Source organism: Crenalkalicoccus roseus, from assembly GCF_004761865.1.
GTDB classification, from domain to species: domain Bacteria; phylum Pseudomonadota; class Alphaproteobacteria; order Acetobacterales; family Acetobacteraceae; genus Crenalkalicoccus; species Crenalkalicoccus roseus.
Genome location: NZ_SJDM01000059.1, coordinates 1 through 15620, shown reverse-complemented (window position 1 = coordinate 15620; position 15620 = coordinate 1). Strand labels below are relative to the sequence as shown.

Below are 15620 nucleotides of genomic sequence, written 5' to 3'. Positions count from 1 at the left end.
CGCGGCGCGGCGCGGCGCGGGCGCGGTGCTGCGCCAGGCGATGGGCCAGCCGGCCCCGGCGGTCGCCTCCCCGCCGCAGGCCGAGCCCGCGCCGGCCGCCGCCCCTGCCCTCGGGCCGGTGGTACTGAACACGCCGGCGGAGGCCGAGGCGGCCGCCGCGCGCCTCGCCGAGCCGCGCCAGCCCGTGGCGCCGCCGCCCGCGCCGGCGCAGGGCGGGGGGCTGCGCAGCCTGTTCCGCAGCGTCACCAGCTCCTCGCTGATCCGCCGCCAGCTCGGGGAGCCGACGCCGCCGCCGGTGGCGCCGCGGGTCGAGCCGGTGCCGCAGGCCCCGCGCCCGGCGGGGCGGGCGCAGCCGGAGGAGGTCGGGCTCGACATTCCGACCTTCCTCCGCCGCCAGTCGAATTGATGCGGCATCGTAATCGCTTTTGTGCGATGCAAAATTGGCGCAAGTCCAAGGGCTTGCGCCGTAATACTGAGTAATAACTGGTGACTCGCCCGCGCACCCGTGCGGTGGCACACCGTTCCCTGCCCCCTTCCTTTCCGGGGGCGCCGCAGGGTTCGCAGAGGCAGGCATGGACGGGTTCATTCCGCTGGATACGGGACGTCGCCGGACGCTCAAGGCCGCCATCGGCTGCGTCGGCATCGCCCTGCACAGCGGGCGGCGCGTGGCACTGACCCTGCGCCCCGCCGCGCCCGGCACCGGCATCCGCTTCCGCCGCACCGACCTCGGCATCGAGATCCCCGCGCGCTACGACCACGTGGTGGACACGCGGCTCTGCACCGCCCTCGGCCTGCCCGGCACGCCGGAGGCGCGGATCGGCACGGTGGAGCACGTCATGGCCGCCCTCGCCGGCTGTGGCGTGGACGACGCGGTGGTGGAGGTGGACGGGCCCGAGGTGCCGATCCTCGACGGCTCCGCCGCTCCCTTCGTGTTCCTGCTCGACTGCGCCGGCCTCGCCGCCCAGCCCGGCGCGCCGGAAGTGATCGAGGTGCTGCGCCCGGTCAGGGTGCAGGAGGGTGAGGGGCCGGGCGCCGCCTGGGCCGAGCTCGTACCCGCCGCAGGGGAGCGGCTGGAGGCCTCGCTCACCATCGACTTCCCGGCCACCGCCATCGGCCGGCAGTCCCTCTCCCTGCGGGTCACGCCCATGGCCTTCCGCGAAGCGCTGGCCGATGCCCGCACCTTCACCCTGGCCGAGGAAGTGGCGCGGCTGCGCGCCATGGGCCTCGCCCAGGGCGGCAGCCTCGGCAACGCCGTGGTGGTGGACGGGCCGCTGGTGCTGAACCCGGGCGGGCTGCGCCGGCCCGATGAGTTCGTGCGCCACAAGCTGCTCGACGTGGTGGGCGACCTGGCGCTGGCCGGGGCGCCGCTGCGCGGCCGCTTCGCCGGGCACCGCTCGGGCCATGCGCTGAACAACCGCCTGCTGCGCGCCCTGTTCGCCGACCCGGCCGCCTGGCGCCTGCTGCCCGCGGCGCGCGTCGGCGACGGCGCCGCCGCCCGCCTGCCCGCCGCCGCGGCCCCCGCCTTCGCCTGAGCGCCCGCGGGCGGGCGGCACCCCGCCTGTCAGCCCGGCCGTGGCGTGGTATAGGGGCGCCGTCCCGACCGATCGGCCCCTGATGACCCGACGCGCCCTTCCCCTGCTCGCCCTCTGCCTCGGCCTCGCGCTGCTGCCGGGATGCTCCGCCTTCCGCGCCTGGGATGGCCGCCAGGACTCCCTGGCGCGGGAGCGTGACGCCGCCGGCGGCATCTTCGACCGCTCCCCGGAGGGGCTCTACGCTGCGGGCGTCGAGGCGCTGCAGCAGCGCCGCTACCAGCAGGCCGTGGACCTGTTCGACCGGGTGGAGCGCGACCACCCCTATTCGACCTGGGCCACCAACGCCAAGCTGATGGCGGCCTACGCCGAGTACCAGCGCAACCGCTACACCGAGGCGATCGGCGCGCTCGACCGCTTCATCCAGCTCCATCCGGCGCACCGCGACATCGCCTACGCCTACTACCTGCGCGCCCTCTGCTACTACGAGCAGATCTCCGACACCCGGCGCGACCAGAGTACCACCGAGCAGGCGATCGCGGCGCTGCAGGACGTGGTCAACCGCTTCCCCGACACCGCCTATGCGCGGGACGCGCGGCTGAAGATCGATCTCGGCCGCGACCACCTGGCGGGGAAGGAGATGGATGTCGGCCGGTTCTACCAGCGCCAGGGCCTGCACAGCGCCGCCATCGGGCGGTTCCGCCGCGTGGTCGAGGAATTCCAGACCACCAACCACGTGCCGGAGGCGCTGCACCGCCTGACCGAGATCTACCTCTCCCTCGGCCTGACCGAGGAGGCGCGCAAGACCGCCTCCGTGCTGGGGCACAATTTCCCGGGCAGCGAATGGTACCGGGACAGCTACGCCATGCTGGTGGAGGGCCGGCCGAACGGGGCGCAGCCGGAGCGTCCCGGCCTGCTGCGGCGGGCCTGGAACTGGGTCTTCTAAGCGCCCATGCCGGAGCGCCCCCCTCCGAGACCGCGCCCCGCGCCGAGGCCCCGCCGGCCGGCGGGGCCGCTCTAGGCGCGGGCCCCGCCCTTCCCGCCCCCATGCTCGCCTCCCTGGCGATCCGCGATGTGGTGCTGATCGAGCGGCTGGACCTCTCCTTCGGCCCCGGCCTGACCGCGCTCACCGGCGAGACCGGCGCCGGCAAGTCCATCCTGCTCGACAGCCTCGGCCTCGCCTGCGGCGCCCGGGCCGATTCCGGCATGGTGCGCGCGGGCCAGGCCCAGGCCAGCGTCACCGCCTGCTTCCTTCCCCCCGAGGGCCATCCCAGCTCCGCCATTCTGGAGGAGCAGGGCATCGCCGCGGAGGAGACGCTGGTGCTGCGCCGCGTGGTGCAGGCCGACGGCCGCTCCCGCGCCTTCGTCAACGACCAGCCGGTGGCGGTGGCGCTGCTGCGCCGCCTCGCCGCCACGCTGGTCGAGGTGCAGGGCCAGCACGACCAGGTGGGCCTGGCCGACCCCGCCACCCATGCCGGCCTGCTCGACGCCTTCGGCGGGCTGGAGGGGCGGCGCGCGGCGGTGGCCGAGGCCTGGGGCCGGCTGCGCGGCGCCGAGCGGGCCCTGGCCGAGGCGCGCGAGGCCATCGCCGCCGCGCAGCGTGACGAGGAGTTCCTGCGCCACGCCGTCGAGGAACTTTCCGCCCTCTCCCCCGAGGAGGGGGAGGAGGAGGCGCTCGCCGCCGAGCGCCAGCGCCTGCAGCAGGGGGAGAGGCGGAGCGAGCAGATCGCCGGCGCCCTCGCCGCGCTGCAGCCGCGCGACCGCCGCGCCGGCAGCCCCGCCGCGGCGCTGCGCGAGGCCACCCGCGCGCTCGAGCGCCTGCCGCCGCCGAACGAGGAGGCGCAGCCGATCCTCGCCCATCTCGCCGCCGCGCAGGACGCGTTGGCCGAGGCGGAGGCGCTGCTCGAACGCCTGCTGCAGGAGGGCGGGCCGGATCCGCGTCGGCTGGAGCAGGTGGAGGAGCGGCTCTTCGCCCTGCGCGCCGCCGCGCGCAAGCACGCCGTCGCGGTGGTGGAGCTGCCGGCGCTGCTCGTCTCGCTGAAGGAGCGCCTCGCCGCCCTCGATGCCGGCACCGGCCGCGTCGCGGCGCTGGAGGCGGCGGCGCGGGAGGCGCGGGAGGGCTACCTCTCCGCCGCGCGCGCCCTCTCCGCCGCGCGGCGCGATGCCGCGGGGCGGCTGGAGCGCGCCATCGCGCAGGAGCTGCCGCCGCTCAGGCTCGACCGCGCCCGCTTCGTGGCGGAGGTCGCCGCGCGCGAGGAGGAAGGCTGGGGGCCGGAGGGGATGGACCGCGTCACCTTCCTCGTCGCCACCAACCCCGGCACGCCGCCCGGGCGGCTGGACCGCATCGCCTCGGGCGGCGAGCTGTCGCGGCTGATGCTCGCGCTGAAGGTGGTGCTGGCGCGCGGCTCGCCCGTGCCGACGCTGATCTTCGACGAGGTGGATGCCGGCATCGGCGGCGCCACCGCGGCGGCGGTGGGCGAGCGCCTGGCGCGCGTGGCGGAGCGGCTGCAGGTGCTGGTGGTGACGCACAGCCCGCAGGTGGCGGCGCGCGGCGCGCAGCAGATGCGCGTCGCCAAGCAGGTCAGGGGCGAGCGGGCGGCGACGGTGGTGGAGCCGCTCGACCGCCGCGCGCGGCGCGAGGAGATCGCGCGCATGCTGGCCGGGGAGCGGGTGACCGAGGCGGCGCGCGCCGCCGCCGACAGCCTGCTGGAGGGGACGCTGCTGTGAGCCGCCTCGCCGTGCGCCCGGCGCGGCCGGAGGAGGCCGGGGCCGTCGCGGCGCTGTTCAACGCCATCAACAGCCTCGGCCGCGAGGCCCCACCCGTCTGGATGACGGCGGAGGCGGTGCGGCGTGACCTGCTCGGCCCCGACCCCTGGGCGGCGCTGCTGGTCGCGGTGCTGGAGGGCGAGGTGGTCGGCTTCGTCACCGGCAGCCCCTGCTACGATTCCGAGCGCGCGGCGGGCGGCTTCTTCCTGATCGACCTCTACGTGGCGCCGGCGGCGCGCCGGCGCGGCGCCGGGCGGGCCCTGGTGGCGGGCCTCGCGGCGGAGGCGCGGCGGCGCGGCGCGGGCGCTCTCTGGTGGGGCGTGGACGAGGGCGACGACGAGGCGATGCTGTTCTACCGCGCGATCGGCGCGGAGGCCGAGGCCCCCTTCACCGGCCAGCTCCTGGTCGGCCCCGCCTTCGAGCGGCTGGCGGCGGAGGCCGGGGCATGAACGACGCGGCGCTGCGCAGCCGCCCGGTGGAGGCGCTGACCGAGGAGGAGGCGGCGGAGGAGCTCGCCGCGCTCGCCGCCGAGATCGCGCACCACGACCGCGCCTATCACGAGCGCGACGCGCCGGAGATCACCGACGCCGAGTACGACGCGCTGGTCCGCCGCAACCGCGCCATCGAGGCCCGCTTCCCCGAGCTGATCCGGGAGGACAGCCCCTCCCGCCGCGTCGGCGCCCCGGCCGCGGAGGGCTTCGCGCCCTTCCGCCACGGGGTGCCGATGCTCTCGCTCGACAACGTGTTCGACGCCGCCGGCTTCGCCGAATTCTGCGCCCGCATCCGCCGCTTCCTCGGGCTGAGGGAGGAGGTGCTGCGCTTCGTCGGCGAGCCGAAGATAGACGGGCTCTCGGTGAACCTGCTCTACGAGGAGGGGCGCTTCGTGCGCGGCGGCACCCGCGGCGACGGGCTGGTGGGGGAGGACGTCACGCAGAACCTGCTCACCCTGCGCGGCCTGCCGCAGCGCCTCGGGGGCAGGGCGCCGGCGCGGATCGAGATCCGCGGCGAGGTGTTCATGGAGAAGGCCGACTTCCTGGCCTTCAACGCCGAGCAGGCGCGGCGCCTGGAGGCGGGGGAGCGCGGCGTGCGCGTCTTCGCCAACCCGCGCAACGCCGCCGCCGGCTCGCTCCGCCAGCTCGATCCGCGCGTCACCGCGCAGAGGCCGCTCAAGCTGTTCGCCTACGCCATGGGCGCCGCGAGCGAGCAGCCGGCGGCGACGCACGAGGAGTGGCTGGAGCGGCTGCGCGGCTGGGGCTTCGCGGTGAACCCCCTCTCCCGCGTGCTGGAGACGGAGCAGGAGGCCGCCGCCTTCCAGGCGGAGATGGCGGAGCGGCGCGCGGCGCTGCCCTACGACATCGACGGCGTGGTGTACAAGCTCGACCGGCTGGACTGGCAGGCGCGGCTCGGCTTCGTCGGCCGCGCGCCGCGCTGGGCCGTCGCCTGGAAATTCCCGGCCGAGCAGGCGACGACGCGGCTGCTGCGCATCGAGATCCAGGTCGGCCGCACCGGAGCGCTGACGCCGCGCGCGGTGATGGAGCCGGTGAACGTCGGCGGCGTCGTGGTCCAGCACGCGACGCTGCACAACGAGGACGAGATCGCGCGCAAGGACATCCGCGTCGGCGACACGGTGGTGCTGCAGCGCGCCGGCGACGTGATCCCGCAGATCGTCGGCGTGGTGCGGGAGAAGCGCCCGCCCGACGCCGTGCCCTTCGCCTTCCCCGAGACCTGCCCCGCCTGCGGCAGCCACGCCGTGCGCCCGCCGGGGGAGGTGGTGCGGCGCTGCACCGGCGGCCTCACCTGCCCCGCGCAGGCGGTGGAGCGGCTGATCCACTTCGTCTCCCGCCGCGCCATGGACATAGAGGGGCTGGGCGCGGAGCGGATCCAGCTTCTCCACGACCTCGGCTGGCTGCGCGCGCCCGCCGACATCTTCCGCCTGCCGGCGCGCGAGGCGGAGCTGGCGGCGCTGGAGGGCTGGGGCACGCTCTCCGCCCGCAACCTGGTCCGCGCGATCGAGGCACGGCGGCAGGTGCCGCTCGACCGCTTCATCTTCGCCCTCGGCATCCGCCGCATCGGCGAGGCCAATGCCCGGCTGCTCGCGCGCCACTACCACACGCTGGAGGAGTGGCGGGAGCGGATGCTCGCCGCCCGCGTCATCGGCTCCGAGGCGCGGGAGGAGCTCGGCTCCATCCAGGGCATCGGCCCGGCGATCGCGCAGGAGCTGGTGGAGTTCTTCGCCGAGCCGCGCAACCTGGCGGCGCTGGACGCGCTGGCGCGGGAGGTGCGGGTGCTGCCGGTGGACTCCGCGGCGCCGGCGGACTCGCCCTTCGCCGGCCGCAGCATCGTCTTCACCGGGACGCTGGAGACGATGACGCGGCCGGAGGCCGAGGCGCTGGCCGAGCGCCTCGGCGCCAAGGTGACCAAGAGCGTGTCGCGGAAGACGGATTTCGTGGTGATCGGCGCCGATGCCGGCAGCAAGGCGGCGAAGGCCGCCGAACTCGGCCTGCGCACCCTGACCGAGGCGGAGTGGCGGGAGATGGCCGGACTCGCCTGAACCGGTCAGCCGAGCAGGAGCCCCGCCAGCCCTCCCCCGGCCATGACCCAGAGCGGGCTCCACGGGGTGCGCCAGACCACCAGCGCGCTGGCGAGGACGATGGCGGGGGCGAGCCACCCGCCCGCCTCCGCGCTGGCGCCCGCCATCACCAGGCCGGCGGCGAGCATCAGCCCGATCGCGACCGGCACCAGCCCCGCCTGGGCCGGCCGCAACCAGGGCGCGTGGCGGAGGCGGATGGTCAGACCGGCCACGCCCCAGGCCAGTGCCGCCGAGGGCAGCAGCATGCCGAGCGTCGCCATGGCGAGGCCGCCGGTGCCGGCGATCCACCACCCCATGGCGCTGGCGACCAGGATGTTCGGCCCGGGCGCCGCCTGGGACAGGGCGTAGAGCTGGGCGAAGGTCGCATCGTCCAGCCAGCCGCGCAGCACGACGAGCTGGCGGTGCATCTCCGGCAGCACGGCGTTGGCGCCGCCCACCGCCAGCAGCGACAGCACGGCGAAGGTGCCGAGGATCTGCAGCAGCACCGCGGCCTACCCGTGCCGGAGCAGCCCGGCGCGCCACAGGGCGGCGGCGATGGAAAGCGGCCCGAGGACCAGCACGATGACCGGCAGGGGCAGGCGCAGCCATGCCGCCGCCACCGCCGCGAGCAGCAGCACCGCCAGCGCCTCGGGCGGCAGGCGCAGCCGCGCCGTCATCTTCAGGGCGGTGCCGATCACCATGCCGGCCGCCGCGGCGGCGATGCCGTGCATGGCGGTCGCCACCCCCGGCAGGCCGCCGTAGCGTTCATAGGCCAGGCAGAGGCCGAGCAGGATGGCGAGCGGGGCCGCATAGAGGCCGGCGGTGGCGAGCACCGCCCCGGCCAGGCCGTGGAAGCGCCGCCCGATCATCACCGTGACGTTGCCGATGTTCGGTCCCGGCAGGATCTGGCCGAGGCCGAGGAGTTCCGCATACTCCCGCTCGGTAAGCCAGCGCCGCTCCTCCACCACCACCCGCCGGGACCAGACGGCGACGCCGCCGAAGCCCAGCAGCCCGACCTTGAGGTAGCCCAGGAACAGGTCGAGCCGGGTCGGCACGTGGGTTTCGGCGGGCAGGTCGGGCAAGGCGCGACTCCAGGCGGGGCGGACCATGCTCGCCGCAAAGCGGAGGGTGGTCCAGGACGGCATGGCCGGCCCCGGGCAGGCGACATGGCGCCTGGACGCGGCCGCCCCGGCGGGGTATCACCCCGCGCCGCAGCGGTCCCCATCGTCTAGAGGCCTAGGACACCAGCCTTTCACGTTGGTAACACGGGTTCGAATCCCGTTGGGGACGCCACCTCCATGCACCGCGAATCGTCTCCCTGCCGGTGGGCCGCGNACGCCACTTCCATGCACCGCGAATCGTCTCCCTGCTGGTGGGCCGCGCCGTGAGGCGCAGGTTTTCCGCGGTTCTCGCGCATAGGCTGGCGCCGAGCGGTCCTCGAACGCCTCCCGAAACCCTCTCTCGCAGGCCGGATTTCTCTGAACCTGGCGACTTCCCCGATTATGCCGCCAGCCCGAACGCTCGCCTCTTCAAGGGCTTGACAGGCAGCACCCGACCGCGAGTTGGTGAACCCGACGCCCCACCAAAGGTTGCCCGACGCCGAATCTATCGCGGATCGGCACCAGCCCCCGGCTCCTCCCCCTTCCGCAGCCCCTCCCACAGCGCTCCCGGACCGAGCAGCACTGCCAGCAGCCCGGCCTGAACCGCCTCCGAGTTCAGCGCCTGACGGCTCATGCTGCCGTGTGCCTCCATCGTCGCGATGATCGCGTTCAGCAGCTCCTCCCGCAGGTTCGGCGAGTTGCCGAACTGCTCGCGCGTGTTCGCCGCCGCCTGGGCGCGCAGGGTGGCGCTCTCCATCATCTTGGACCGGATGCTCTCGGCGAAGGCGACCCGGTCGCCGTCCGTCAACTCACCCTCGAAGAGATCGTTCAGCGCCCGGATGATCTCCCCAAGCCGCTGCTTCTGCCGGTCCTGCACCTGGCCGGAGCCGACATCGGTCGGCGGCTTCAGCCCCTCGGCGGGCTCGCCGCGGGCAAGGTTCAGCCGCTGCTGGCCGAGGTCGCGCATCCGGTGGTGCGTCAGCCGCAGCGCCGAGAGGTCCACCCCATCCCGCTCCCGCCCGTAGTCCAGCAGCGGCAGCAGCAGCTTGCCGAACAGGTAGAGCTTCTCGAACTCGGTGTTCCCGTAGTCGAACATCTGCCCGAGGAACTCGTACAGCCGGACATAGCTGCCGAGGTCGCGCTTGAAGAGCAGCAGCACATCCATCTCGGCCTTTGCCGCCTCGCGCGCCTTCGTCCCGTCCGCCCCGGCCCGCCAGGCCTGCTGCGCCTGCCGGAAGCGCGTCAGCAGCCGGTTGCTCACCGGACCGATGGCGGCGTCCAGATCCCCCTGCGTCGCCTTCGGGTTCACCGCCACCTTGGCCACGCGCTCGACCTCGAAGCGGTCGTAGAGGCCCATCGCGTCCAGCTTGCTGCGCAGATCCAGCACCACATTGGGGTCGCTGACATCGGCGAGCTCGGCGGTGGTGTGATACTGCTTGAAGGCCGCCAGGATCTCCTCGGGCTCGTTCACGAAGTCCACCACATAGGTGGCGTCCTTCCCCGGATAGGCGCGGTTGAGGCGCGAGAGCGTCTGCACCGCCTGGATGCCGGAAAGGCGCTTGTCCACATACATGGCGCAGAGCAGCGGTTGATCGAAGCCGGTCTGGAACTTGTTCGCCACCAGCAGCAGGCTGAACTCGGGCGTGGCGAAGGCCTCGCGGATGTCGCGCCCGCGCAGGGCGGGGTTCATGGTCGCCTCGGTGAAGGGCTCGGGGCCCGTCTCCGGGTCGCTGACTTCGCCGGAGAAGGCGACCAGCACGCCGAGCGGGTAGCGGCGCTGCCGGATGTAGGCCTCCATCGCCGTCTTCCAGCGCACCGCCTCCTTGCGGCTCGCCGTCACCACCATCGCCTTCGCCCGGCCGCCGAGCAGATGCGCCACGTTCTGCCGGAAATGCTCGACCACGATCCGCACGCGCGCGGCGATGTTGTGCGGATGCAGCCGCACCCAGCCGAGGATGCCCTTCTTCGCCTCGCTGGCATCCACCTCCCGCTCGTCCAGCTCGCGCCCCTCATGCGTCAGGCGGAAGGCCATGCGCCAGGAGGTGTAGTTGCGCAGCACGTCGAGGATGAAGCCCTCCTCGATCGCCTGGCGCATGGAATAGATGTGGAAGGGCGCGGGCAGGTTGTCCTTGCCCGCGGGGCGCGAGGGGTCGGGCCGGCGGCCGAACAGCTCCAGCGTCTTCGCCTTCGGCGTGGCGGTGAAGGCGACGTAGCTGATGCCCACCTCCTGCGCCGCACGGGCCTTCATCTCGGCCGCGAGCAGGTCCTCCATATCGACCTCGCCGCCATCCTCGAGGGCTGCGATCTCCTCGGCCGTCAGCGTCGCCTTCAGCTTCGCCGCGGCCTGGCCGGCCTGGGAGGAATGCGCCTCGTCGGCGATCACCGCGAAGCGCTTGCCCTGGGTCGCCGCAAGCCGCCGCACCTCCTGCAGCGCGAAGGGGAAGGTCTGGATGGTGCAGACGACGATCTTCTTGCCCGCCGCCAGCGCCTCGGCCAGTTCGCGGCTCTTGCTCGCCCCCTCCCCGGTGATGGTGGCGACCACCCCCTGCGTGCGCTCGAAGCCCTCCACCGCCTCGCGCAACTGCCGATCCAGCACCGTGCGGTCGGAGACCACCAGCACCGTGTCGAACAGCTTGCGGTTCGCCGCATCGTGCAGGTCGGCCAGGAAATGCGCCGTCCAGGCGATGGAGTTGGTCTTGCCCGACCCTGCCGAGTGCTGGATCAGGTAGCGCCCGCCGGGACCCTCCCGCAGCACCGCCGCCAGCAGCTTCCGCGTGGCGTCGAGCTGGTGGAAGCGCGGGAAGATCCAGCCCTGGAGGCGCTTCTTCTCGTCCTTCACCGGCACCAGGTAGCGGCCGAGGATGTCGAGCCAGGAATGGCGCTCCCACACCTCCTCCCACAGATAGGCGGTGGGGGCGCCGCGCGGGTTGGGCGGATTGCCGCCGCCCCCGTCATGGCCGCGGTTGAAGGGCAGGAAGCGGCTGTCCGGCCCTTCGAGGCGTGTGCACATCCGCACCTCGCTGTTGGAGACGGCGAAATGCACCAGCGCTCCGCCGGGGAAGGCGAGGATCGGCTCCGGCGTGTTCCGCCCCGGCAGCCTCGGCAGGCGGTCGTGCCGGTACTGGTCCACCGCATCCTCGACCCGTTGCGTGTAGTCCGACTTGAGCTCGGCGGTGGCGACGGGGATGCCGTTGAGGAACAGCACCAGGTCGAGGCTGTTCTCGTGATGCGGCGAGTTGCGGAGCTGGCGCACCACGCGCAGGCGGTTGGCGGCATAGCGGGCGGCGAGCGCCTCGTTCATCGCCAGCGCCGGGCGGAACTGGGCAAGCTGAATGGGCCGGCGCAGCCCCACCATGTCGAGGCCGTGGCGCAGCACATCGAGCGTGCCCTGCCGGTCGAGCGCGGCGCGCAGCCGGTCGGCGAGCGCCGTCGCCGCCGCCGGGCCGTGCGCCTTGGTGAGCGCCTCCCAGGCCTCGGGCTGGGTCTGCTGCACCCAGGCGAGAAGGTCTTCGGGGAAGAGGCCGCGGGCGCGGTCGTGGCGGGCGGCGGCGCCGGGGTCATACAGCCAGCCATGGGCGGCGAGATGGGTGCAGATCGCCTCTTCCAGCCGGGCTTCGCGGTAGAGGTCGGTCATGGCGCGCGGCGGGGTGGGCGGGGCGGGCTCATGCGGCCTTCGCCTCCTCGGCCGGCACAAGGCCGCGCACGTCGATCCGGCCGGTGACGGCGGCGGAGATCAGCGCGGCGCGGCGTTCCTTGAGGAGGGCGATGGCGCGCTCGGCTTCGGTGGTGAGGGTGTCGAGTTTCGTCGTCTCCGCCGAGACAGCTTCCAGGATCGCTGATCGCTCCGGCTGCGGAGGAATGCACAGCGGAAGCTCTACAAGATTCGAAGATGATATAGAAGCCAGATTCGTGCTTTGCTTGGACCGGGACATGAAGAAAAACCGACCACAGTCCGCACTGGTGATCAGTGCCAACCATTCGGGCTCAATGCTGTGTGGCCGAACCGAGAAGACATGGTTCTGATGGATACAAGGCGAGATCGCGCCATGCCAGACGTGCCCCCGTCCGAGCTTATCGAAGTCGCCACCTTCGTTCATCAGAACGTCGCCCGGCTGCAGTCCATAGCGATCCAACTCATCGCGCGCAATCTGGATGGTGGCCACGTCTTCAAGGTCGAGATATCCATCCTGCACATTGGCAACGCGGAGATATGGGACCTCAATCACGTCGGTTCCGGATAGGTCGCGACCTTTGGCGACGCCGGTCTGCACACGAGCCAAGAACTTCAACCGCTTCACCTCCCAATGCGCCGGCACCTGCCCCAGCCACGCCACGCCGGAGTCCTTCATCGGCGCGGTGGGGTCGAGGCCCTTGGTGACGGCGTGGGAGATGACGGCCTGGCGCTTCTCCTTCAGCAGCGCGATCAGCCGCTCCTGCTCCGCCACCAGCGCATCGATCTTGCCGCATTCGCGGTCGAGGAAGGCGGCAATGGCGCGCTGCTCGGCGGGGGGCGGGAGGGGGATGGGAAGGCGCGCGATCTCCGAGGCGTTGATGGCCGGATAGCTCACGCCAACCGAACGTGCGATGATCTCCGAGATCAGATACTCGGAGTGGAACACATAGCTGAGGAACCCCGGGTGAACGCGCCGTGGCCGGAAAACCGCAAAGCCCGTAGACACGACCAGCGCGTCGCAATCCTCCGGCACGGTCGCGATCGCACGCAAATAGGTTCGCACAGTCGAGACAAGGACATCCCCGGGCCGCACGCGCCGCCTTGCGCGCGAAGGCGCATCTCCGAACGCCATCGCAGATCGGCGCGTGATGCCGCGATCCGCTTCGACGTCCGAGATTTCGACATACTCGATGATCTGATCGGGCGTTGTGTCCTCCGGCAGGACATCATCGTTGCAGGATGCGACAGACTTGACGAGGGCCACACCCCACCCCGCAGGCACGCGCCCGAGCCACGCCACGCCGCTGTCGCGATAGGCCGGATAGGCCGGAAGGCTCATGCGTCGCCGTCCTTCCGCGCCCGGGCCTTGCGCCGCTCCGGCAGCGCCTTCGCCGCCGCCTCCAACGGCCGCACGCCCTCGGTGCGAACCATCAAGTACGACTTAATGGTTGCCGCCGGGTCGAGCTCGCCCTCGGCGAAGATCTGCCGCAGATGGATGTTGATGTTGGGCACGCTGGTTTGGAACAGCTCCGCCATCTGCGCCTGGGTCAGCCAGAGCGTGTCCGCCTCGAAACGGCATTCGAGGCGCGTGCGCCCATCCTCGGTGGTATAGAGCAGGACGCCGGGGGCCGGCGGGCCTTCGCTGCCGCTCATGCCGCGAGATCCTCCAGCATCGCCTTGATGCGCGCCGTCACCTCGCGCAGCTCGGCATCGATCGCCTCCAGCGGCCGCGGGGCTTCGAACACGTAGAAGAAGCGGTTGAAGGGGATCTCGTAGCCGATCTTCGTCTTCTCCTCGTCCACCCAGGCATCGGGGGCATGCGGCAGCACCTCGCGCGCCATGTAGTCTGCGATGTCCTGGTCAAGCGGCACGTTCTCGGTGTCGCGCAGCGCCGGGTCGGGCAGCGGCTTGCCCCTCTGCTTGCCCTTGGTGCCGAGCACGATGCGTCCCGCCTCGTCGCGCAAGGGGCGCTCGACCGTGATCTGCCGGTAGCCGAACACCTCGTTGCGGAGGAGGCGCGAGAGCGGGGCGACCTTGACGCGCCCGCCTTCCGGCGCGGCCGGCGGCGCCTCGCCCGCGCGCAGAATGACGCGGGTCGTTTTGCCGGTGGCATCGGTGATGGTGGCGAGATCGGCCTCCGCCGCCTCGCCGAACAGGCGGGTGACGGCGGCGATGTCTTCCTCGCCCATCTCCTTGCGCTTGGAACCGAGGCTCTTGCGCATCTTCTGCCACAGCGACGAGGCGTCGATGAGCTGCACCAGGCCGCGCCGATGTGCTGGCTTGCGGTTGGTCAGGATCCAGACATAGGTGGCGATGCCGGTGTTGAAGAACATGTCGGTGGGCAGCGCGATGATCGCCTCCACCAGGTCGTTCTCCAGCACATGGCGGCGGATCTCGCTCTCGCCCGACCCCGCCGCGCCGGTGAACAGCGGCGAGCCGTTGAGCACGATGCCGATGCGGCTGCCGCCCTCCTTGGCCGGGCGCATCTTCGAGAGCAGATGCAGCAGGAACAAGAGCGAGCCGTCCGAGATGCGCGGCAGACCAGGCCCGAAGCGCCCCGCGTGGCCCAGCTGCTCGTGCTCGCGCCGCACCTCCTTCTCCACCTTCTTCCACTCCACGCCGAAGGGCGGGTTGGAGAGCATGTAGTCGAACTTCTGCGTCGGGTGTCCGTCGTCCGAGAGCGTGTTGCCGGGGACGATGTTGCGCACGTCCTGGCCCTTGATCAGCATGTCGGCCTTGCAGATGGCGTAACTCTCGTCGTTCAGCTCCTGGCCGAACATGGTCAGCCGCGCGGCCGGGTTGTGCGCCAGCAGATGCTCGCCAGCGACCGAGAGCATGCCGCCGGTGCCGGCGGTGGGGTCGTAGATGGTGCGGACGGCGGGATTGCCCGGGGTAAGGATGTCGCTGTCCTCGATGAACAGCAGGTTGACCATCAGCTTGATGACGTCGCGCGGCGTGAAGTGCTCGCCGGCGGTCTCGTTGGAGATCTCAGCGAACTTGCGGATCAGCTCCTCGAAGGCGAGGCCCATGTCGTGGTTGCTGACGGCGGCGGGGCTGAGGTCGAAGCCGACGAAACGCTCCGTGACCTGGTAGAGCAGGCCCGCCTTCTGCAGCCGGTCGGTCTGCTCGGCGAAGCGGAAGCGGTCGAAGATGTCGCGGACGGGGGCGGAGAAGCCCTGGATGTAGGCGGCGAGGTTCGGGCCGATATGGTCCTGGTCGCCCATCAGGCGGGCGAGATCGAGGGAGGAGGTATTGGCGAAGGGCACGCCCGTCAGGCGCGTGAGGAAAGGTTCCGGGTTGAGGCCCCGCTTCTCGCATTCCGCCTTCTTCGCCAGCACCTCGGCCTTGGTGGGCGCCAGCACGCAGTCGAGCCGGCGCAGTACGGTGAAGGGCAGGATGACGCGGCCGTATTCGGAGGGCTTGTAGTCGCCGCGCAGCAGATCGGCGACGGACCAGATCAGGGAGCAAAGACCAGCATAGCTCATGCGGCAGGCTCTATGGGGGCTCCAGGCCGATCGTAACGAACTTGGAAGAGATTCGACCGTTCGTTACTATGCCTGGACGCTTCCGCCCTGTCACCCACGTCTCCGAGGCGCGTGGCCAACCGGCGCCGCTGTGCCGGCGCCGGCCAGCGCCACTCGCTGGGCCTCCCAGGCGTCAGGGAAGCCGCGGCGGAAGGACGCAACGGAGGGGGCGAGCGGCTCGCGGCCATCGAGGATGGCTTCCACGATGTCGGGCGCGAGCAGGGTGAGGCCGAGGGTTCGGGCGACGAGGGTACGCTCCGTCTGCTCCGCGGCGGCGAGCTCCCGGATCGACCCATACCGCCCCTCCTCCAGCATCCGCCGCCATCGGAACGCCCGCGCCAGCGCCTTCACCAGTGCCGGGTCGCCGCGGGTGGTGGCGACGCCCGCTGCGTCCCCGCCGGCCCGCACTGGCGCCCCGTCCGGCCCGATGATCTGCTTCCGCCCGCCGCGGCGCCGGAT

The 15620-nt window shown here is 72.3% G+C and carries 12 protein-coding genes, 1 tRNA gene and 1 pseudogene; 7 read left to right on the top strand and 7 right to left on the bottom strand.

The window, feature by feature from the left end:
- The 6 genes and pseudogenes from ET526_RS19460 to ligA all read left to right on the top strand — a co-directional run.
- A pseudogene (locus tag ET526_RS19460) lies at positions 1-406 on the top strand (hypothetical protein); the annotation flags it as partial.
- Between the two features lie 166 nt (positions 407-572).
- Positions 573-1532 carry a UDP-3-O-acyl-N-acetylglucosamine deacetylase gene (lpxC, locus tag ET526_RS19455; RefSeq protein ID WP_135470412.1) on the top strand — a complete coding sequence of 320 codons (960 nt, stop codon included), beginning with the start codon at positions 573-575 and terminating at the stop codon, positions 1530-1532.
- Between the two features lie 82 nt (positions 1533-1614).
- Entirely contained in the window at positions 1615-2475 is an 861-nt protein-coding gene (locus ET526_RS19450) for an outer membrane protein assembly factor BamD (RefSeq protein WP_135470410.1), read from the top strand.
- Positions 2476-2576: 101 nt separating this feature from the next.
- Positions 2577-4256, top strand: coding sequence for a DNA repair protein RecN (gene recN, locus ET526_RS19445; RefSeq protein WP_135470407.1), 1680 nt, complete (start codon positions 2577-2579; stop codon positions 4254-4256).
- Positions 4253-4744, top strand: coding sequence for a GNAT family N-acetyltransferase (locus tag ET526_RS19440; protein ID WP_135470405.1), 492 nt, complete (start codon positions 4253-4255; stop codon positions 4742-4744). The genes recN and ET526_RS19440 overlap by 4 nt, the downstream gene beginning before the upstream one ends.
- Positions 4741-6846: an NAD-dependent DNA ligase LigA gene (ligA, locus tag ET526_RS19435; RefSeq protein ID WP_135470403.1), complete on the top strand. Its 2106-nt coding sequence runs from the start codon at positions 4741-4743 to the stop codon at positions 6844-6846. The genes ET526_RS19440 and ligA overlap by 4 nt, the downstream gene beginning before the upstream one ends.
- Before the next feature lie 5 nt (positions 6847-6851).
- On the opposite strand, the gene ET526_RS19430 is transcribed toward ligA, so the two are convergent.
- Positions 6852-7370: a chromate transporter gene (locus ET526_RS19430; protein WP_135470400.1), complete on the bottom strand. Its 519-nt coding sequence runs from the start codon at positions 7368-7370 to the stop codon at positions 6852-6854.
- A 6-nt stretch (positions 7371-7376) separates the two neighbouring features.
- Positions 7377-7946, bottom strand: coding sequence for a chromate transporter (locus ET526_RS19425; RefSeq protein WP_204623729.1), 570 nt, complete (start codon positions 7944-7946; stop codon positions 7377-7379).
- A 135-nt stretch (positions 7947-8081) separates the two neighbouring features.
- Between ET526_RS19425 and ET526_RS19420 the strand changes: the two genes are divergently transcribed.
- Positions 8082-8157: transfer RNA gene (locus ET526_RS19420), tRNA-Glu, on the top strand.
- 312 nt (positions 8158-8469) lie between these two features.
- Here the strand turns inward: ET526_RS19420 and ET526_RS19415 are convergent.
- From ET526_RS19415 to ET526_RS19395, 5 genes are all read right to left on the bottom strand, one after another.
- Positions 8470-11598 (bottom strand): type I restriction endonuclease subunit R, encoded by a 3129-nt coding sequence (locus tag ET526_RS19415; protein WP_135470398.1) that lies wholly within the window; start codon positions 11596-11598, stop codon positions 8470-8472.
- A gap of 28 nt (positions 11599-11626) precedes the next feature.
- On the bottom strand, positions 11627-12976 hold the full coding sequence (locus ET526_RS19410) for a restriction endonuclease subunit S (RefSeq protein WP_135470395.1): 1350 nt from the start codon (positions 12974-12976) through the stop codon (positions 11627-11629).
- A complete protein-coding gene (locus tag ET526_RS19405) occupies positions 12973-13290 on the bottom strand; it encodes a hypothetical protein (protein WP_135470393.1) in 318 nt (105 codons plus the stop codon). The genes ET526_RS19410 and ET526_RS19405 overlap by 4 nt, the downstream gene beginning before the upstream one ends.
- Positions 13287-15122, bottom strand: coding sequence for a type I restriction-modification system subunit M (locus ET526_RS19400; RefSeq protein WP_192898730.1), 1836 nt, complete (start codon positions 15120-15122; stop codon positions 13287-13289). Before ET526_RS19400 ends, ET526_RS19405 begins: the two co-directional genes overlap by 4 nt.
- 90 nt (positions 15123-15212) lie before the next feature.
- A partial coding sequence (locus ET526_RS19395) for a PDDEXK family nuclease (RefSeq protein ID WP_135470391.1) occupies positions 15213-15620 on the bottom strand: 408 nt, incomplete at its 5' end.